The sequence below is a fragment of the Mesorhizobium sp. WSM4935 genome, from assembly GCF_029625735.1.
Classification (GTDB): domain Bacteria; phylum Pseudomonadota; class Alphaproteobacteria; order Rhizobiales; family Rhizobiaceae; genus Mesorhizobium.
This window is the reverse complement of the sequence record NZ_JARTVR010000013.1, coordinates 1-19,073: the sequence shown is the minus strand read 5'-3', so window position 1 is coordinate 19,073 and position 19,073 is coordinate 1. Positions and strand designations below refer to the sequence as shown.

The 19,073-nt window shown below is 65.5% G+C and carries 14 protein-coding genes; 11 read left to right on the top strand and 3 right to left on the bottom strand.

Annotated elements, in window-relative coordinates:
• Nucleotides 1-33: 33 nt before the first annotated feature.
• Nucleotides 34-648 carry a bifunctional nicotinamidase/pyrazinamidase gene (gene pncA, locus P9273_RS24345; protein ID WP_040998386.1) on the bottom strand — a complete coding sequence of 205 codons (615 nt, stop codon included), beginning with the start codon at nucleotides 646-648 and terminating at the stop codon, nucleotides 34-36.
• Between the two features lie 324 nt (nucleotides 649-972).
• On the opposite strand from pncA, the gene P9273_RS24340 reads away from it, so the two are divergent.
• The 6 genes from P9273_RS24340 to P9273_RS24315 are packed head-to-tail and all read left to right on the top strand — an operon-like array spanning nucleotide 973 to nucleotide 8,223.
• On the top strand, nucleotides 973-1,830 hold the full coding sequence (locus P9273_RS24340; RefSeq protein ID WP_040998451.1) for an FAD binding domain-containing protein: 858 nt from the start codon (nucleotides 973-975) through the stop codon (nucleotides 1,828-1,830).
• Nucleotides 1,827-4,769 carry a molybdopterin-dependent oxidoreductase gene (locus P9273_RS24335; RefSeq protein ID WP_278051035.1) on the top strand — a complete coding sequence of 981 codons (2,943 nt, stop codon included), beginning with the start codon at nucleotides 1,827-1,829 and terminating at the stop codon, nucleotides 4,767-4,769. Before P9273_RS24340 ends, P9273_RS24335 begins: the two co-directional genes overlap by 4 nt.
• On the top strand, nucleotides 4,766-6,304 hold the full coding sequence (locus P9273_RS24330) for a hypothetical protein (RefSeq protein ID WP_040998382.1): 1,539 nt from the start codon (nucleotides 4,766-4,768) through the stop codon (nucleotides 6,302-6,304). Before P9273_RS24335 ends, P9273_RS24330 begins: the two co-directional genes overlap by 4 nt.
• A complete protein-coding gene (locus tag P9273_RS24325; protein ID WP_040998380.1) occupies nucleotides 6,304-7,188 on the top strand; it encodes a UPF0280 family protein in 885 nt (294 codons plus the stop codon). The genes P9273_RS24330 and P9273_RS24325 overlap by 1 nt, the downstream gene beginning before the upstream one ends.
• Nucleotides 7,181-7,765, top strand: a complete 585-nt coding sequence (locus P9273_RS24320) for an amino acid synthesis family protein (protein WP_278051034.1) — start codon at nucleotides 7,181-7,183, stop codon at nucleotides 7,763-7,765. Before P9273_RS24325 ends, P9273_RS24320 begins: the two co-directional genes overlap by 8 nt.
• The gene (locus P9273_RS24315; RefSeq protein ID WP_040998375.1) at nucleotides 7,762-8,223 is read left to right on the top strand and encodes a MarR family winged helix-turn-helix transcriptional regulator; all 462 of its coding nucleotides are present in this window, start codon (nucleotides 7,762-7,764) and stop codon (nucleotides 8,221-8,223) included. The genes P9273_RS24320 and P9273_RS24315 overlap by 4 nt, the downstream gene beginning before the upstream one ends.
• Before the next feature lie 39 nt (nucleotides 8,224-8,262).
• Here the strand turns inward: P9273_RS24315 and P9273_RS24310 are convergent, their stop codons facing one another.
• Both P9273_RS24310 and P9273_RS24305 read right to left on the bottom strand, forming a co-directional pair.
• Nucleotides 8,263-9,984, bottom strand: coding sequence for a hydantoinase B/oxoprolinase family protein (locus P9273_RS24310; protein ID WP_278051033.1), 1,722 nt, complete (start codon nucleotides 9,982-9,984; stop codon nucleotides 8,263-8,265).
• 1 nt (nucleotide 9,985) lies between these two features.
• Nucleotides 9,986-12,058, bottom strand: coding sequence for a hydantoinase/oxoprolinase family protein (locus P9273_RS24305; RefSeq protein ID WP_278051032.1), 2,073 nt, complete (start codon nucleotides 12,056-12,058; stop codon nucleotides 9,986-9,988).
• Between the two features lie 221 nt (nucleotides 12,059-12,279).
• Between P9273_RS24305 and P9273_RS24300 the strand changes: the two genes are divergently transcribed.
• The 5 genes from P9273_RS24300 (at nucleotide 12,280) to P9273_RS24280 (ending at nucleotide 18,920) form a co-directional block, all read left to right on the top strand.
• Complete coding sequence (locus P9273_RS24300) at nucleotides 12,280-13,107, top strand: ferredoxin--NADP reductase (RefSeq protein ID WP_040998372.1); 828 nt, start codon at nucleotides 12,280-12,282, stop codon at nucleotides 13,105-13,107.
• A gap of 144 nt (nucleotides 13,108-13,251) precedes the next feature.
• Nucleotides 13,252-14,298 (top strand): deoxyribose-phosphate aldolase, encoded by a 1,047-nt coding sequence (gene deoC, locus P9273_RS24295; RefSeq protein WP_278051031.1) that lies wholly within the window; start codon nucleotides 13,252-13,254, stop codon nucleotides 14,296-14,298.
• 164 nt (nucleotides 14,299-14,462) lie between these two features.
• Nucleotides 14,463-16,838: an aldehyde dehydrogenase family protein gene (locus P9273_RS24290; RefSeq protein WP_278051030.1), complete on the top strand. Its 2,376-nt coding sequence runs from the start codon at nucleotides 14,463-14,465 to the stop codon at nucleotides 16,836-16,838.
• A gap of 330 nt (nucleotides 16,839-17,168) precedes the next feature.
• Nucleotides 17,169-17,900 carry an SDR family oxidoreductase gene (locus P9273_RS24285; RefSeq protein WP_278051029.1) on the top strand — a complete coding sequence of 244 codons (732 nt, stop codon included), beginning with the start codon at nucleotides 17,169-17,171 and terminating at the stop codon, nucleotides 17,898-17,900.
• 174 nt (nucleotides 17,901-18,074) lie between these two features.
• Nucleotides 18,075-18,920 (top strand): fumarylacetoacetate hydrolase family protein, encoded by an 846-nt coding sequence (locus tag P9273_RS24280; RefSeq protein WP_278051028.1) that lies wholly within the window; start codon nucleotides 18,075-18,077, stop codon nucleotides 18,918-18,920.
• The last annotated feature ends 153 nt before the right edge of the window (nucleotides 18,921-19,073 follow it).

Genomic DNA, 19,073 nt, shown 5'->3' with positions numbered 1-19,073 from the left:
ATCGAGAAGCCGCCTCGATATCCCACAGTCCGGTCAATCCGCCGGACGATCTTCGAGCATCACGCCGGCTTCGCGCATGCGCTTCAGCATCGCCTCGACCGAGCTGTTGAGGTCGATGCCGCGGCAGGCATCGAGCCGCACGGTCGTCCTGAAGCCCTGCTTGATGGCATCGAGCGCCGAGAAGGCGACGCAGAAATCGGTGGCCAGCCCAACCAGCGTGATCGCGTCGATGCCGCGCTCCTTGAGATAGCCGCCAAGGCCGGTCGGCGTCGTGTGGTCGTTCTCGAAGAAGGCCGAATAGCTGTCGATCGCGGTGCGGAATCCCTTGCGGATCACCAGCTCCGCCTTAGTCCAGGCAAGTCCGGAATGGAAATCGGAACCGAGGCTGCCCTGGATGCAATGGTCCGGCCATAGCGTCTGCGGCCCGTAAGGCATCTCGATGGTTTCAAACGCCTGCTTGCCGGGATGGCTGGAGGCGAAGCTCGAATGTCCGGCCGGATGCCAGTCCTGCGTCAGGATCACATGCTCGCTGCGCCGGATCAGATCGTTGACCAAAGGCACGATCTCGTCGCCGCCGGCGACCGCCAGCGCGCCGCCCGGGCAAAAATCGTTCTGCAGGTCGATGACGATGAGCGCTTCTTCGGCCATGCGGCTTCCTCTCGTTCGGCCCTCTCGGTCGGCCCTCTGGTTCGGCCCCCCCTGGTTCGGCTTTGGGGGCTGCAGTCAAAAGCCGCTGACGCGACCAGAGAGGGAACCTTGACCAGATGGCCGGCGGCGTCAACCTCCGGCGCCATAACAATCGCGTTCAGGTCTTCGCGGCGCCAACTCCGGCTTTGACAATTCCGGCCCGCCTGATATCATTTGCATACGAATGAATTTGACCGGTGCGAACCGGCAGAAAGCCCAAGGTCAGTGCTTTGGGAGGGCCAAGTGGGAATGGTCCGTTTCTGGAAAGGTTCTGGAAGGCAGAGCGTGATCCGTTACGCGAAACCCACCACGGTCGACGAGGCGCTCGCTCTGCTTGGCGAGGATCGCTGGCGCATTCTCGCCGGCGGCACGGATTTCTACCCGGCGCAGGGCGCGAAGCCGTTCCGCGACAACGTCCTCGACATCAACGGTCTCGCCGAACTGCGCGGCATCGCGGAGGCAGGTGAGCATTGGCGGATCGGCGCCCGCACGACCTGGACCGACATTGTCCGGCACCCTCTGCCGGCGGCGTTCGACGCGCTCAAGGCAGCCGCGCGCGAGGTGGGTTCCGTGCAGATCCAGAATGTCGCTTCCGTTGCCGGCAATCTCTGCAACGCCTCGCCGGCAGCGGATGGCGTGCCGGCACTGCTGGCGCTCGACGCCGATGTCGAATTGCGTTCCGTAGACGCCACCCGTCACCTGCCGCTCGACGCGTTCATTCTCGGCAATCGCTGCACGGCGCTGCAGCCGGGCGAAATGGTCACCGCCATTCGCGTGCCGAAGCGTTCCGCGGCCGGCGCCTCGGCCTTCGTCAAGCTCGGCGCCCGGCGCTATCTCGTCATCTCGATCGCCATGGCGGCGGCGCGGCTCGTGGTTGAGAATGGCGCCGTCGCCGAAGCGGCGATTGCCGTCGGCTCCTGCTCGGCGGTCGCCCGCCGTCTTGCCGGCGTCGAGGCGGCCCTGCGCGGGCGTCCGATCGATGAGGCGCTTGCCGATGCGGTGCTGTCGGCGCCGTTCGATGAACTGTCACCGATCGCCGATGTGCGCGGCAGCGCCGAATACCGGGAGCAAGCGGCGCGCGAGATCGTCGTCCGCGCCGTGCGCGGTGCCGTCGGGCTTGATCAAGGCAAGGTGGCGGCATGAGCACGGCCCAATCCGGCATGGCCCAGTCCGGCATCGAACGCGCCGACATCGCCTTCGAGGTCAATGGCGCGGCCGTCAGCGTTTCGGTGCCGCCGGTCCGGAGGCTATCGCAGGTTCTGCGCGACGAGTTGCGGCTGACCGGCACCAAGGTCGGCTGCGATGCCGGCGATTGCGGCGCCTGCACGGTGCTGGTCGACGGCAATCCGGTCTGCGCCTGCCTGATGCCGGCAGCCTCGGTGGTCGGCGCATCCGTCACCACTGTCGAGGGACTTGCCAATGGCCGGCTTTCGGCCCTGCAGGCGTCGTTCCTGGAGCATGGCGCCGCGCAATGCGGCATCTGCACGCCTGGCCTGCTGGTCGCGGCCACCGCGCTTTTGGAGCGCAACCCCACCCCGAGCGAAGCCGAGACGCAGGATGCGCTGGGCGGCGTGCTCTGCCGCTGCACGGGGTATCGCAAGATCATTGCGGCTGTCATGGATGCTGCTCGGTGCGAATCACCGACGGACGGCGCTGCCCCTCATCCGCCTACCGGCACCTTCTCCCCGTATAGAGACGGGGAGAAGGGACGCGCTCCAACTGCGGCGATTCCCCTCTCCCCGTCCTTACGGGGAGATGGTAAGGGTGAGGGGCAGCGCCAACCTCCTCGGTTCGACGGTAACCTCGACCTTCGCCTGCCGAAAGCGGGCCGCGCCGTCGGCGCCTCGCCGATCCGGCTCGACGGCGTGCCGAAAGTCACCGGTGACGAGAAGTTCGGTGGCGACTCCTTTCCTGCCGACGCGCTGGCGGTGCTTGTCGTCCGCTCGCCGCATTATCATGCCCGCTTCAACTTCGGCGACCTCGACGCCTGGGCAAAGGTCCGTCCCGGCATCGCCGGCGTCTTCACCGCCAGGGACATTCCGGGCAAGAACTGTTTCGGCGTCATCGGCCCCTTCGCCGACCAACCGGCTCTGGCCGAGGGTTTTGTCCGTCTGCGCGGCGAGGCGGTGGCGCTGGTGGCGGGTGAGCGCGAAGCCATCCTTGACCTAGACCTGACGGATTTCCCGATCACCTGGACCGAGCTGCCGCATCTGCTGCAGCCCGGCGAGGCGAAGGCCGAAGGTGCCGCGCTGATCCATTCGCACCGGCCGGCGAACCTGCTCACCTCCGGCTATGTCGAGCGCGGCGATCCGGAAGGAGCGCTCGCCGCAGCAGCGGCCACGGTCTCGGGCGCCATCGAGACCTCCTTCGTCGAGCATGCCTATATCGAGCCGGAAGCCGGCTACGCTTACATGGACGGCGACACGCTGGTCGTCGTCGCCTGCACGCAGGCACCCTATATGGACCGCGACGACACCGCCAAGGTGCTGGGCCTTCCCGTCGAGAAGGTGCGCATCGTGCCGACCGCCACAGGCGGCGGCTTCGGCTCGAAGCTCGATGTCTCGCTGCAGCCGCTGATCGGCCTTGTGGCGATGAAGACGGGGCGGCCGGCCGCGCTTGCCTACACACGCAACGAATCGATGATGTCGACCACCAAGCGCCATCCCGCCGAGATGAAGGCGACGATCGGCGCCGATGCCGAAGGCCGCGTCATCGGCATGGTCTTCGAAGGCGATTTCAACACCGGCGCTTATGCCAGTTGGGGCCCGACTGTCGCCAATCGCGTGCCGGTGCATGCCTCTGGTCCTTACCTCACGCCAAACTACCGGGCGACGGGCTATGCCATCCACACCAACGGGCCGATCGCCGGCGCCTTCCGCGGCTTCGGCGTGCCGCAAGCGACCATCATGCAGGAGACGCTCTATGACGAGCTCGCCGGCAAGCTCGGTATCGACCGGCTCGATTTCCGCCTGAAGAACTGCTTGCGCGACGGCTGCGAGACGGTCACCGGCCAGCGCCTGGAATCGGGTGTCGGCATCGGCGAATGCCTGGAGAAGCTTCAGCCGCACTGGGCGCGCGCGCTGTCGGAGGCGGAGGCGTTCAATGAGAGCCATGGCGCAAGCAAGCGCGGCGTCGGCATCGCCTCCTGCTGGTATGGCTGCGGCAACACCTCGCTGCCCAATCCCTCGACCATCAAGGTCGGCATCTCGGCCTCGGGCGAGGTCGTCCTGCACCAGGGCGCGGTCGACATCGGCCAGGGCTCCAACACGGTTATCGCCCAGATCTGCGCCGACGCGCTCGGCCTGCCGCTGGACAGGTTCAAGCTGAAGAGTGCCGACACCGCCATTACGCCCGATGCCGGCAAAACATCCGCGTCGCGCCAGACTTTTGTGACGGGCAAGGCGGCCGAGAAGGCCGGCCGCGCGTTGCGCGAGAAAATCCTGCGCTTCGCCAATGTCTCGGAGCACGCGACGATCGTTCTCGATGGCGCCAGCATCTCCATCTGCGAGGGCGACGCGGTGCGGCGCATCGATCTCGCGGCGCTGAAGGTTGATGGCGATGGCCTGGTTTTCGTTGCGGAAGAAACCTACGACCCGCCAACGCTGCCGCTCGACGCCAAGGGCCAGGGCAAGCCTTACGCGGTCTACGGCTATGGCGCGCAGATCGCCGAGCTCGAGGTCGACCTTAAGCTCGGCACCGTGAGGCTGATCAAGATCACCGCCGCGCATGACGTCGGCAAGGCGATCAATCCGCTGCTGGTCGAGGGCCAGATCGAGGGCGGCATCGCGCAAGGCATCGGCATGGCACTGATGGAGGAATATATCCCCGGCCGCACCGAGAATCTGCACGATTACCTCATCCCGACCATCGGCGACGTGCCGCCGGTCGAGCACATTTTGGTGGAGGTTCCGGATCCCGAAGGGCCGTTTGGCGCCAAGGGTCTGGGCGAGCATGTGCTGATCCCGACGGCGCCGGCGATCCTAAACGCCATCCGCCATGCCACGGGTGTTCTGGTCACCAAGGTGCCGGCGACGCCGAGCCGCATCCTGGCGGCGATCCGCGAGAAGGAGGCGCGCCGATGAGCGAGCTTGCCGAACGTTTCGAAACCCATGATCCCGGCGAGAAGCAGGTGGCGGAAAAGATCCGCTGCGATGCCTGCCCGGTCATGTGCTACATCGCCGACGGCCGCACCGGCGCCTGCGACCGCTACGGCAATATCGGCGGCCGCATCGTGCGCATGGATCCGCTGACCATCCTCGACCATACGGCCGAGACCGGTGGCTCGGTCGTGCCGTTCGTCGCCGAGGGCGAAGCCTGGAACGGCGAACTGGTCAACACCGGAAGGCGTTTCGTCACGGCGATCGGCGCCGGCACCACCTATCCGGATTATAAGCCGGCGCCCTTCATCGTCAGCCAGGAAGTCGAGGGCGTCGATCTCGTCACCGTCGTCACCGAAGGCATCTTCTCCTATTGCGGTGTCAAGGTGAAGATCGACACCGACCGCCACATCGGCGACGAGACGGCGACGGTACGCGCACAAGGCGAGGCGATCGGCCATGTCACCACCGGCGAGTATGGCTCGCAGATGCTGTCGCTCGGCGGCGTCCATCACCTGACCGGCGGCTCCAAGCAGGAAGGCCGTGCCACTTGCGACGCGCTGCTCAATCTCTGCAACAGGAAGCCGGTCGAGCTCACCATCGATGGCGGCGCGACGGTCATCGTCGAGGCCGGCAAGGCGCCGGTCATCGACGGCAAGGTCGAGCACCGCATGCGCGTCGGCTGCGGCTCGGCCACCATCGGCATGTTCGCCACGCAATGGCGCGGGCTGGTCGACGAGGTGGTGGTGGTCGACGACCACATCACGGGTGTCGTGTCCGAGCATCAGGCCGGCAAGGTGCTGGGCTGGGAGGATACGGGCATAAAGATCATCGGTCGCCGCTCGACGCCCGGCCGCTATTTCAAGGTATCGGAACCCGGGCTCGGCTGGGGCGGCACGACGATCTCCGATCCGCTGTCGATCCTCGGCGACTGGAACGCCAAGAAGGGCGCGCGCCCGGGCCTGTCGCTGCTGATGGTTTCGACCACCGGCGAGCAGTTCGCCTATTACGAGCTCGACGACCAGTTGAAACCGATCCAGAAGCCGTTCCCCGAGCGGCTGCAAAAATCCGTCGGCCTGATCGAGGACAATTGCGAGCCGGCGCTGTGCACGGTTCTGTTCATCGGCGGCGCCGGCGGCTCGTTGCGTGCCGGCGTCACCGAAAACCCGGTCAACCTCACCCGATCGGTGCAGGGCCTGAAAACCTATGTCACGGTCGGCGGCGCGCCGGTCTATGTCTGGCCAGGCGGCGGCATCACGCTGATGGTCGACGTCACCCGCGTTCCGGAAGGCGCCTTCGGCTATGTACCGACCCCGGCACTTGTGGCGCCGATCGAATTCACCATGCGCCGCGACGATTATGTCCGCCTCGGCGGTTATGAGAACGAGATACGCAGCGTCGAGGATATCCTCGCCAAGGGCGGCGAATATCTCAATCCGCGCAGCAACACCGGCGCGCCGGCCGGCAATCCCTGGCCACCGCTGGTGCAGCTGCGGCGTGCGGCGAATGGTGCTGGATGATGAATGGCCCGCAGGCGCATTGGCTCGCCGACGGCCGGCGGCTTCATCTCAACCATGGGCCGATCGATCTGATCGTCGAGGCCTTCGGTGAAACGGATGAATGCCGCGCCGCTTACGAGCAGGCAGTCGCCCGCTTTCAGACGATCCTGATCGAGGTGGTCGAGGAACTGCCCGAATTGCGCTTGCCGGCCTTCTTCCTGGCGCCGCGCGATTTTGCGGGCCCAACGGCCCGCCGCATGGAAGCGGCCGTCATGCCGTTGGCGGAATGCTTCATCACGCCGATGGCCGCCGTTGCCGGTTCGGTGGCCGACGAAATTCTTGGCTCAATGCTCGCCGGCCGCCGCCTCGACCGCGCTTACGTCAACAATGGCGGCGACTGCGCGCTCCATCTTGGCATCGGGAGGTCGATGACGGTTGCGATCGCCGGCACCGGCAATGGCATGGCCGACCGGGTTACCATCCGCTCCGAAGATGGTGTGCGCGGCGTCGCCACCAGCGGCTGGCGCGGCCGGTCGTTTTCGCTGGGCATTGCCGATGCCGTCACCGTTCTTGCGCGCACCGGCGCGGAGGCCGACGCCGCGGCGACGCTGATTGCCAACGCCGTCGACCTGCCGGGCCACCCGGCGATCGAACGTGTGTCCGCGCGCGATCTGGCGCCCGACAGCGATCTCGGTGAGCTACTGGTGACGCAAAGCGTCGGCGCGCTTGGCGCCGCCGAGGTGGCGCGGGCGCTGGACAACGGCCTTGCCGTCGCCGAAGATTTTCGCCGGCGCGGCCTGGTCACCGCCTCGGCGCTGTTTCTGGCGGGCGAGGCCCGCATCAGTGGCTCGGTGACGCTCGCTGCGCCCAATAAGCATGCACAGGAGGAATTTGCCGATGCCTGAGTTTCCGATCCGCAAAATCGCGGTTCTGACCGAGGAAATTTTCCACGAGGGCGGACCCGCGGCCAAAGAGCCGCGCCTGCGCGCCGCTGCCATGGCGCTCGTGAAAAATCCTTTTGCCGGCCGCTATGTCGAGGATTTGCAGGGCGCGATGGAGGATCTGAAGCCGCTCGGGCTTCTGCTCTCGGACAGGCTGATTACAGCACTTGGCGGCGATGTGAAGAGGATCGACGGCTATGGCAAGGGCGCCATCGTCGGCACGGCGGGCGAGTTGGAGCACGGCGCGCTATGGCACGTGCCGGGCGGCTACGCCATGCGCGAGCGCCTCGGCGGCGCCAAGGCGATCGTGCCCTCGGCCAAGAAGGTCGGCGCCTTCGGGTCAAAGCTCGACGTGCCGCTCGGCCACATCAACGCCGCCTATGTGCGCAGCCATTTCGACGCCATGGAGGTCGGCATCAGCGACGGCCCGCGTCCGGACGAGATCCTGTTCTGCCTCGCCATGACCTGCGGTCCGCGCGTCCACAACCGCATGGGCGGCCTGGCGGCGGAGGACATCAAGGCATGGGACGGCCTCAGATGAGCGGCGAGGACAATCTGCTGCGGCTGGTCGAGGCCGAAGACGGCGACGAGAACAACTACCACCTGCAGGACCAGGTCGGCTTCATCCTGCGCAAGGCGCATCAGCGCCATGTCTCGATCTTCGCCTCGCATATTGGCGACCTGACGCCGCCGCAATTCGCCGCCTTGGCCAAGCTTTACGATATCGGCGAGACCTCGCAGAACCAGCTGGGAACGCTGATCGCCATGGATGCCGCGACCGTAAAGGGCGTCATCGACCGGCTGAAGGCGCGCGGCCTGGTTGAGCTTGCCAAGCACGAAGTCGACAAAAGGCGGCTGCTGGTCAATCTCACGGCTGAAGGCCGCGAAGCGATCGAGCGGCTGATCCCGCTGGCGCGCACCATCACCGAGGAGACGCTGGCGCCGCTCACCGCCAAGGAAGCCGCGACCTTCTTGCGGCTGCTGGCGAAGCTGGCGTGAAGGTTAGGCTCGGCGGGATGGCATCTTTAGGAACTCGACTTAGGCGTTTGGCCTATTGCCACGCCCGTCCGCTGGCAGCTCCACCCCGAACATCTCCCCGGCCTGCTCGGCCGTATAGTAGCCGAGCCTGACATCCTCGGCGACCTGCCTTGGATCGCGCTCGCGCGGATCGCCATAACCGCCGCCGCCCGGCGTGCCGACCCGCACGCGGTCGCCGGCTTTGAGCGCGATGTCCTGTTCCTTGGAAAGATGCGGCGGCACATGGGCTTCGCCGTCCCGGAACACGGTCACGCTGTTCGGCGCGCCGTCCTTGCCGCCGAGCGCGCCCTGCGGGCCGAAGCGGCCGTGATCCATGACGAAGGACGCGCGGGCTTCACCGCGCAGGATCTCGACTTCATAGGCGAGCCCGAAGCCGCCGCGATGTTTTCCCGCGCCGCCCGAGCCCTCGCGCAGCGCGTAATGCCGGTAGAGCACCGGGAACGCCTGCTCCATGATCTCGACCGGCGGCGATTTCGAAATGCCGATGGTCGAGCAGCCATTGCTCAACCCGTCATGGCCGGCATTGCCGCCGTAGCCGCCGCCCGAGATCTGGTACATCACATAGTCGCGCCCGCGCGCCGGATCGTTGCCGCCGAGCGCGAAATTGCCGCTGGAGCCGGCGGGCGCCGCCGTCACCTTATCCGGCAGCGCCTGCACCATCGCGGCGAACACGGCCTCGGCGATGCGCTGCGAAACCTCCGCCGCGCAACCGGAGACGGGGCGCGGATATTTCGCGTCAAGGAACGTGCCTTCCGGCCGCTTGACGATCAGCGGCTCGAAGGCGCCGGCGCTGATCGGCACCTCCGGAAAGATATGGCGCATGGCGAGATAGACCGACGACAGGGTCGTCGCGAGAACGCTGTTCATTGGTCCGGCGCACGGTTTCGATGAGCCGGCAAAATCGAAGGTCAGCGTGTCGCCCCTCTTCTCGACGGCGAGATTGATCGTCAGCGGCTCATTGACCACACCGTCGGAATCGACGAAGGCCTGCGAGCGATAGACACCGTCCGGTATGACAGCGATCGAGGCGCGCATCTGCTCGGCGGCGCGGCGGCGTAGCTCCGCGATCGCCTCGACGACGGTTTCGTCACCGTAACGATCGAGAATTTCATTGAGCCTGTCCTGGCCGATCAGCAGTGCGGCGGCCTGCGCGCGGATATCGCCAATGCGCTGGTCGGCGACCCGGATGTTCGAGCAGATGATGGCGTAGATCTCTGGATCGAGCACGCCCCTCTTGAACAGCCTTACCGGCGGCAGCCGCAGACCTTCCTGCTCGACGGCGGTGGCCGAGGCCGAAAAGCCGCCCGGCACCGAGCCGCCGATATCCGGCCAGTGTCCGGTGTTGGACAGCCAGCAGAAGATCTTGCCGCCGCGATAGACCGGCATGACGAAGCGCACATCCATCAGATGCGTGCCGCCGAGATAGGGATCGTTGACGATGTAGATGTCGCCCGGTTCCGGTGGCACGCAGCGGCCGTCGGCGATCATCTCGATCACCGTCTTGGTCGAATATTGCATGACGCCGACGAACACCGGCAGGCCCTGGCTGCCTTGCGCAATCAGCGAGCCGTCGACCGCCGAATAGATGCCGTCGGAACGGTCGTTGGCTTCGGCGATGACCGGCGAGAAGGCCGCGCGGGAAAACGTCAGGTCCATCTCGTCGCAGACCTGCTGCAGGGCGGCCTGCAGCACCGAAAGCGTGATCGTGTCGAGCTTTGCCATTTCAAGCCTCGCCGATGTCGATGATGATGTTGCCGTCGGCGTCCGAGCGCGCATGGTCGCCGGGCTCCAGCACCGTGGTGGCGTCCATCTGTTCCAGGATCGCGGGGCCTTCGATGACGGCGTCCAGCGGCAGCTTTTCGCGGGCATAGACCGGCGTGTCGTGCCAGTGCCCATTATACCAGACCGGCCGGATTTCGCGCCGCGCCTCCTCGAGCGTCGCCGCCCGTCCTGCAGGGTCGATCAGCCGCGACAGATCGATCTGCGGCCGCACGCCGGTGACGGAGGTGTTGAGATTGACGAGGTTGGCGCGGATTTCCGGCAGCTCGACCTTGAAGCGGGCGAAATAGGCCTTTTCGAACAATTCCTGCAGCGTTTCTCGTGAAACCGAGGAGGAGGGCAGCGGCACATTGATGATATGCGTCTGGCCGACGAACTGCATGTCGGCCGAATGGGTGACGCGGATCGCGTCCGGCTTCACCGCTTCCTTAGCGATCAGCGCCTCGCCTTCGTTACGGTGCCGTTCCAATACCTCGTGAAGCGAGGCTTCATCGAGCAGCTTAACCGGCTGGTTGATCGTGTTGACGAAGTCGTGGCGCAAATCGGCGACGACGCAGCCGAGCGCGTTGGTGATGCCTGGCCGCGCCGGTACAAGCACGCGCGGCAGGCCGAGCTCGCGGGCAAGCGCCGTCGCATGCAGCGGTCCGGCGCCGCCGAAGGCGAACAGCGCGAAATCGCGCGGGTCATGGCCGCGCGAGACAGACACCATGCGGATCGCGCCCGCCATCTTCATGTTGCCGAGCCTGAGCACGGCGCCCGCGGCTTCGACGCCGGAGAGACCACTGCGCTTGCCGATCTTGTCTTCGAAAACACCGGTCACGCGCTCGACCGTGACCGGATTGTCGACCGCGAGCAGCTTCTTCGGCGCCAGGCGGCCGAGCACCAGATTGGCGTCGGTGATGGTCGGCTCCGTGCCGCCGCGCCCGTAGCAGATCGGGCCCGGGTTTGCGCCGGCGCTTTCAGGGCCGATCTGTATCAGCCCGGCCGCATCGACGCGCGCGATCGAGCCGCCGCCGGCGCCGACCGTGTGCACCGCCACCATCGGCACATGGATCGGCATCGCATATTCGATCTCGATCTCATTCGACACGGCGGGCTCGGCATTGCGGATCAGCGCCACGTCGGTCGAGGTGCCGCCCATGTCATAGGTGACGAGGTTGCCGAAGCCGGCGCGTTTTCCGGTATAGGCGGCGGCGATCACCCCGGAGGCGGGACCGGACATCACGGTCTTGGCCGATTCCAGCGTGACGAAGCGGGCCGAGATCATGCCGCCATTGCCGTTCATGATCAGGAAGTCGCGCGCGTAGCCTTTTGCCGCCAGTTCCTTGCGCAACCGCTCGATATAGCGCTCCAGAATCGGCTGCACCGAGGCATTGACGGCGGCCGTCACGCCGCGCTCGAACTCGCGCGCCTCCGAAAGCAGCGCATGTCCGGTGGTGATGTGCCCGTTCGGCCAGAGCTCTGCCGCGATCTCGGCGGCGCGCTGCTCATGCGACGGGTTGGCGTAGGAATGCAGGAAGTGGATGACCAGCGACTCGCAGCCCGCGGCGAGCAGCTTCTTCACCGCATCGCGCATCTCGGCTTCGTCAAGTGGAATGCGCACGGCGCCGGACGCCTCGACCCGTTCCGACACTTCGAGCCGAAGGTCGCGGGGAATGACGGGGACAAACGTGCCTGTCATGCCATAGGCCTGCGGCCTTGTGCGGCGGCCAAGCTCGATCACGTCGCGAAAGCCGCGCGTGGTGATCATGCCGGTCCGCGCCAGGCGGCGTTCCAGCACGGCGTTGGTGGTGGTCGTCGTGCCGTGAACGATGAGGTCGATACCGTCGATCGGAAAGCCGGTCGCGCCAAGCGCGGCGACCACGCCGAAGGCCTGGTTTTCCACCGTGGTCGGCGTCTTGGCGATATGCACCTTGCCGCCCGCCTTGCCGTCGATCAAAAGCAGATCGGTGAAGGTTCCGCCGACATCGATGCCAGCCACGACGCTTCCGGCCGACGCCGAAAATTTCTCATTCATTGCCGAAACCCGAAATACCAGGACTACGGATATACCTCGGTTTGGAAAGGCGTTTTACGTCGCCATCTTGACCTCAAGATCATTTGTATACTAATAAATTCCCGACACAATAGCTTACCGCTTGGCAGTGTGTGAGGAGCGCCTCGGAACCTGACCGTTCGGACGCGCAGGAGAAATTTGGCGCCCGGTGCGTTCCGTCTGGGCCGGAAAGTTGGGCTGGAATGAACACGACATCCGCGTTGAACGTCGCCGGCGCCAAGCCGCTGCAGTTTCCGATTCCCGCCAATGTCTATGCCGAGACCGTGGTGTCGGTGAAGCACTATACCGACCGGCTGTTCTCCTTCCGCATCACCCGCCCGCAGTCGCTGCGCTTCCGCTCCGGCGAGTTCGTCATGATCGGCCTGCCCAATGCCGAGAAGCCGATCTTTCGCGCCTATTCGGTCGCAAGCCCCGCCTGGGACGACGAGCTCGAATTCTTCTCGATCAAGGTGCCGGACGGTCCGCTGACTTCCGAGCTGCAGAAGATTGAGATCGGCGACACCGTCATCATGCGCCAGAAGGCGACCGGCACGCTGGTGCTGGACGCGCTGACGCCCGCCAAGCGCGTGATCATGATCTCGACCGGCACCGGCATCGCGCCTTTCGCCAGCCTGCTGCGCGATCCCGATACCTACGAAAAGTTCGACGAGGTCATCCTCACCCACACCTGCCGCGACAATGCCGAGCTCACCTATGGCCAGGAGCTGGTGGCCGGGCTCGAGAGCGACCCGCTGATCGGTGAGCTGACCGGCGGCCGTGTCACGCTCTACAATTCGACGACCCGCGAGGAATCGGCGCGCATGGGCCGCATCACCGCGCTGATCGGCTCAGGCAAGTTCTATTCCGACCTTGGCATCGAGAAGCTCAATCCCGAGACCGACCGCATCATGATCTGCGGCTCGATGCACATGCTGAAGGACGTCAAGGAACTCGCCGAAAGCCTCGGCTTCCAGGAAGGTTCCTTGAGCCACCCGGCAAGCTTCGTCGTCGAGCGTGCCTTCGTCGGCTGAGGGCGCGCGTCTTCCGCGTTTTGACCATACGGTCAAAAATCTACTGCATTTGCCGCCTTTTTCCGCTATGAGCCTTTGAAGGACTCGTGAAGCATCGCTTCACGGGTTATCTTCGGCTGAGGTCGCTGAATGGAAGGGCAGGAGATGAGCACGATCCGCGAGGCTGGCGCAGGCGCGTCCAAGGTGATGCCGCTGCCGGCGCGCGCCGCCGCCAACACGCCGGTGCCGCTGGAACATGGCATTGCCCGCAACCCCGGCATGAAGCTCGATCTCGGCTTCCTGGAATCGGTGCGCAGCGTCAATCGCTCGGCGCTGGAGCGTCGCGTCGCGACGCTCACCAAGCGGCGCTCGATCAAGGCCGACAACCAGGCCGCCTGGCTCTTGCGTGCCATTGCCTGCATGGACCTCACCACGCTGAACTCCAACGACACCGACGAGCGCGTGCGCCGGCTCTGCGCCAAGGCGATCAACCCGTTGCGTCGCGATATCGTCGAGGGTCTCGGCATATCAGGCGAAACCATTCGCCCGGCGGCGGTCTGCGTCTATCATCCCTTCGTCGCCACCGCGGTCGACGCCTTGCGCGGCACCGGCATCCATGTTGCCGCCGTATCCACCGCCTTCCCGCACGGCCTTGCCCCGCTCTCGACTCGCCTGCAGGAGATCGAGGCCTCGGTGAAGGACGGCGCCGACGAGATCGATGTCGTCATTCCGCGCGGCCTGGTCTACGGCGCCAAATGGCGCGAGCTGTTCAACGAGATCGTCGCGATGCGGGCCGCCTGCGGCGACGCCCATCTCAAGGTCATCCTCGGCACCGGCGACCTTTCCACGCTGCGCAATGTCATGCTTGCCTCCATGGTGGCGATGATGGCCGGCGCCGATTTCATCAAGACCTCGACCGGCAAGGAAAGCGTCAACGCCACGCTGCCCGTCGGCCTCGCCATGGTGCGCGCCATCCGCGCCTATTTCGAGGAAACCGGCTATCTCATCGGCTTCAAGCCGGCCGGCGGCATTTCCACCGCCAAGGCCTCGCTCGACTGGCTGGTGCTGATGAAGGAAGAACTCGGCCGGCCCTGGCTGGAACCGGAGCTGTTCCGCTTCGGCGCCTCCAGCCTGCTCACCGACATCGAACGCCAGCTCGAACATCATTTGACCGGTCACTATTCGGCCAACCACCGCCACGCGATGGCCTAGCACCCACCCTCCCCCTTGTGGGGAGGGTCGCCGCGGAGCGGCGGGGTGGGGGCCAAAAAACAAATCGACCTGTCAAATGCACCAATCCGCTAATCGTTTACCCCCACCCCATCGGCTCTGCCGATCGACCCTCCCCACAAGTGGGAGGGTAAAGGAGGCGCCCCATGAATATCCTCGAACGCTATCACGCCATGGATTATGGCCCGGCGCCGGAAGCCCGCAACGAGGCCGATGCCTGGCTCGCGGGACGTGATTTCTCAAAAGCGCTGTTCATCGACGGCGCCTGGAAGGCAGCCGCCGGCGGCAAGACCTTCGACACCAGCGAGCCTTCCTCCGGCAAGCTGCTCGCCAAGGTCTCGGATGCGGGCGCCGCCGACATCGACGCCGCGGTCGCGGCGGCGGCCAAGGCGCTGCCGAAATGGAGCGCCAGCTCGGGCTATGCCAGAGCGAAAGTGCTCTACGCCATCGGCCGCGCCATGCAGCGCCACCAGCGTCTGTTCGCGGTGTTGGAATCGATCGACAACGGCAAGCCGATCCGCGAGAGCCGCGATATCGACGTGCCGCTGGCGATCCGCCACTTCACCCATCATGCCGGCTGGGCGCAGACGCTGGAGAAAGATTTTCCCGACCACAAGCCGGTCGGCGTCGTCGGCCAGGTCATCCCGTGGAATTTCCCGCTGCTGATGCTGGCCTGGAAGATCGCGCCGGCTTTGGCCGCCGGTTGCACGGTGGTGCTGAAGCCTGCCGAATTCACGCCCCTCACCGCCATCCTGTTCGCCGAGATCTGCGAGCGTGCGGGCGTGCCGAAAGGCGTCGTCAACATCGTCCAGGGCGGGCCTGAGGCGGGTGCTGCCATCGTCAACCATCCTGACGTCCAGAAGATCGCCTTCACCGGCTCCTCCGAAGTCGGCAAGATCATCCGCAAGGCGACGGCCGGTTCAGGGAAAAAACTGTCGCTGGAGCTCGGTGGCAAGTCGGCCTTCATCGTCTTCGAGGATGCCGACCTCGACAGCGCCGTCGAAGGGCTGGTCGACGGCATCTGGTTCAACCAGGGCCAGGTTTGCTGCGCCGGCTCGCGCCTGCTTGTGCAGGAGGGTGTAGCGGAGGCCTTCATCGCCAAGGTCAAGGTTAGGATGAGCCGGCTGCGCGTCGGCAGCCCGCTCGACAAGAACACCGATATCGGCCCACTGGTCGATCGCACCCAGCTCGATCGCGTCAGAGGCCTGATCGCCGAGGGGGCGAAGCAGGGCGCGGTGTGCTGGCAGCCGGACGCTGCCGTGCCGACCACAGGGTATTATCATCTGCCGACGCTGGCGACAGGTGTTTCGCCGGCTAATATTCTGGCGCAGGAGGAGGTGTTCGGACCGGTGCTGGCGACCATGAGCTTTCGCAACACCGAGGAAGCGATCGAGCTTGCCAACAACACGCGCTACGGCCTTGCTGCCTCGGTGTGGAGCGAGAACGTCAACCTTGCCTTGTACGTTGCTCCGCAACTGAAAGCAGGCGTCGTTTGGGTCAACGGCACCAACATGTTCGACGCCGCCTGCGGCTTCGGCGGCTATCGCGAAAGCGGCTTTGGCCGCGACGGCGGCCGCGAAGGCATGTTCGAGTATCTGGCGGCGAAGCTGCCGGTCGGGCCTGTCGTCAAGCCGGCCGCAGCCGGCTCGGCCCAGCCGGTCGAGCAGGCCGACGGCACGGCAATCGACCGCACGGCAAAGCTGTTCATCGGCGGCAAGCAGGTGCGGCCGGACGGCAACTATTCGCTTGCCGTCGCCACTGCCAAGGGGAAGCTTGCCGGCGAGGTTGGCCTCGGTAATCGCAAGGACATCCGCGACGCCGTCGCCGCTGCACGCGCCTGCAAGGCTTGGCCGGATGCGACCGCCTATAACCGCAGCCAGGTGCTCTATTATTTCGCCGAGAACCTGTCGGGCCGCGCCGACGAGTTCGCCGCGCGCCTTGTCCAACTGACGGGCGTGACGGCGAAGGCGGCGCGTGAAGAGGTCGAACAGTCGATCGAGCGGCTGTTCCTCTATGCCGGGCTCACCGACAAGTTTGAGGGCCGTGTCCACCAGCCGCCGGCCCGCGTCGTGACGCTTGCGCTGCATGAGCCGGTCGGCGTCGTCGGCATCGTTGCGCCGGACAACCAGCCGCTGCTCGGCTTCATCTCACTGCTGGCGCCGGCGCTCGCCATGGGCAACACCGTGGTCGCCGTCCCTTCCGAGCGGCATCCGCTCGTGGCCACCGACCTCTATCAGGTGATCGAGTATTCCGACGTGCCTGCCGGCGCCATCAACATCGTCACCGGCCGCAGCGCCGAACTCGCCGGGGTGCTGGCCAAGCATGACGATGTCGACGGGCTCTGGGTGTTCGCCGATGCCGACACCTGCGCTAAAGCAGAGGCCGATTCCGTCGGCAATCTCAAGCGCGTCTGGACCGGCAACGGCCGCACGCTCGACTGGGGCTCGAACGAGGCCGGCGGCGAGCCCTTCCTGCGCCGCGCCATCGAGGTCAAGAACGTCTGGGTGCCCTATGGCGACTGAGGCACCCCGCTGAGGGGTGCTTTTGGAGCAACGGCCTTCGGTATGCCGGAGCCGTGTCGGCTTTGCCGAAGGTGATCCTTCGGGCTTGACGCTCGGGCAAGTGCTCTTTATGGAGAAAAAACATCTTTATTTGTGAAGCGGCAATGTGACCGCACGATGCGACTGTCTGGCCCACGACGCTGGGGCCGGTCATCGATAGAGGCGGACGCGAGAGCAATCCCAGAAAAGTGTGAGCGCTTTTCCGCCCCGATTGCGTTGAACAACGAGAATAGGGCGGTTCGCCGTTTCCGTGAAACGGTGAAACGCTCCAGGCAGGCGAGGAGAAGAAACATGGCGGATCTGGCAGGCAAGGTGGTTGTCATCACCGCGGCGGCGCAAGGCATCGGCCGGGCGAGCGCGCTCGCTTTCGCCAAGGCGGGCGCCATCGTTCATGCCACCGATATCAATGAGCCGTTGCTGGCGGAACTCGGCAAGACGGCCGGCATCAAGACCCGCAAGCTCGACGTGCTGAACGATGCGGCCGTCGCTTCCGCCTTCACCGAAATCGGCCGCGTCGATGTCCTGTTCAACTGTGCCGGCTTCGTCCATGGCGGTTCGATCCTCGAGATGAAGGATGAGGATCTTGACTTCGCGATCAACCTCAATGTCCGTTCGATGATCCGCACCATCCGCGCCGTGCTGCCGGGCATGCTGGAACGCGGCGACGGCTCGATCATCAACATGGCCTCGCTGGCAAGCTCGCAGAAGGGCGTGCCGAACCGCTTCGTCTACGGCCTGACCAAGGCGGCCGTGGTTGGCTTGACCAAAGCGGTCGCCGCCGATTATGTGGCCAAGGGCATTCGCTGCAACGCCATCTGCCCGGGCACGGTCGAAAGCCCGTCGCTGCAGGACCGCATGCATGCGCAGGGCGACTATGAGGCAGCCCGCGCGGCCTTCATCGCCCGCCAGCCCATGGGCAGGCTCGGCACGCCGGAAGAAATCGCCGATCTCGCCGTCTACCTTGCCGGCGCCACCTACACGTCGGGGCAGGCCTATAATATCGACGGCGGCTGGTCGATCTGACGAAAGGCTCGGATATCGGCGGGGCGGTCGGATCGAAGCGTCTGAAAATCTCGACGATTTGGTCGGCATGGCAGCAAGGCTTGCTTGCCGCCGGTGTGGTCGGCGACTAGGGTCCGCTGGCTTTGACGGGAATTTGCAAAACCGGCCCTTGGCCGCAAGCTGGAGAAAGTTGAGATGAAGTTGTTGCGCTATGGCGAAGCTGGCAGCGAGAAGCCGGGCCTGCTTGATGCGGATGGGAACATCCGTGACCTTTCCGCTCATGTCGCCGACATCGCCGGCACGGCGCTTCATCCGGCCTCGCTGGAGATGCTCTCCAGGCTCGATCCGAAGTCGCTGCCGGTGGTCTCCGGCAAGCCGCGCCTGGGCGCCTGCGTCGCCGGCACCGGCAAGTTCATCTGCATCGGCCTGAACTATTCCGACCACGCCGCCGAGACCGGCGCCACCGTGCCGCCGGAGCCGATCATCTTCATGAAGGCAAGCTCCGCGATCGTCGGGCCCGATGACGACGTGCTGATCCCGCGCGGCTCGGTCAAGACCGACTGGGAAGTCGAGCTCGGTGTGATCATCGGCAAGACGGCGAAATATGTCTCGGAGGACGACGCGCTGGATTATGTTGCCGGCTATTGCGTCGCGCATGACGTGTCGGAGCGCGCCTTCCAGGCCGAGCGCCAGGGCCAGTGGACCAAGGGCAAGTCCTGCGACACGTTCGGCCCGACCGGCCCGTGGCTGGTCACCAAGGACGAGGTTGCCGACCCGCAGAACCTGAAGATGTGGCTGACCGTCAACGGCAAGACCATGCAGAATGGCTCGACCAAGACGATGGTCTACGGCGTGAAGTATCTGGTCTCCTATCTCAGCCAGTTCATGTCGCTGCATCCCGGCGACATCATCTCCACCGGCACCCCGCCCGGCGTCGGCCTCGGCATGAAGCCGCCGGTGTTCCTGAAGGCCGGAGACGTCGTGGAACTCGGCATCGAAGGACTGGGCCAGCAGAAGCAGACGTTCAAGGCGGACGAGTAGCGCAGACTTCTCCGTTCTCTCCTTTTGGTATTCCGGAAGGAGAGAAGGCGGTTTCGCGCCCTTCCTCTCCCCCGGCCGATCGGGGGAGAGCGACTGTCTGGGCTGTCAAGTTGCATTTGCGAACTCGGTTCTCGCGTCGCGTGCTTTTGCGTT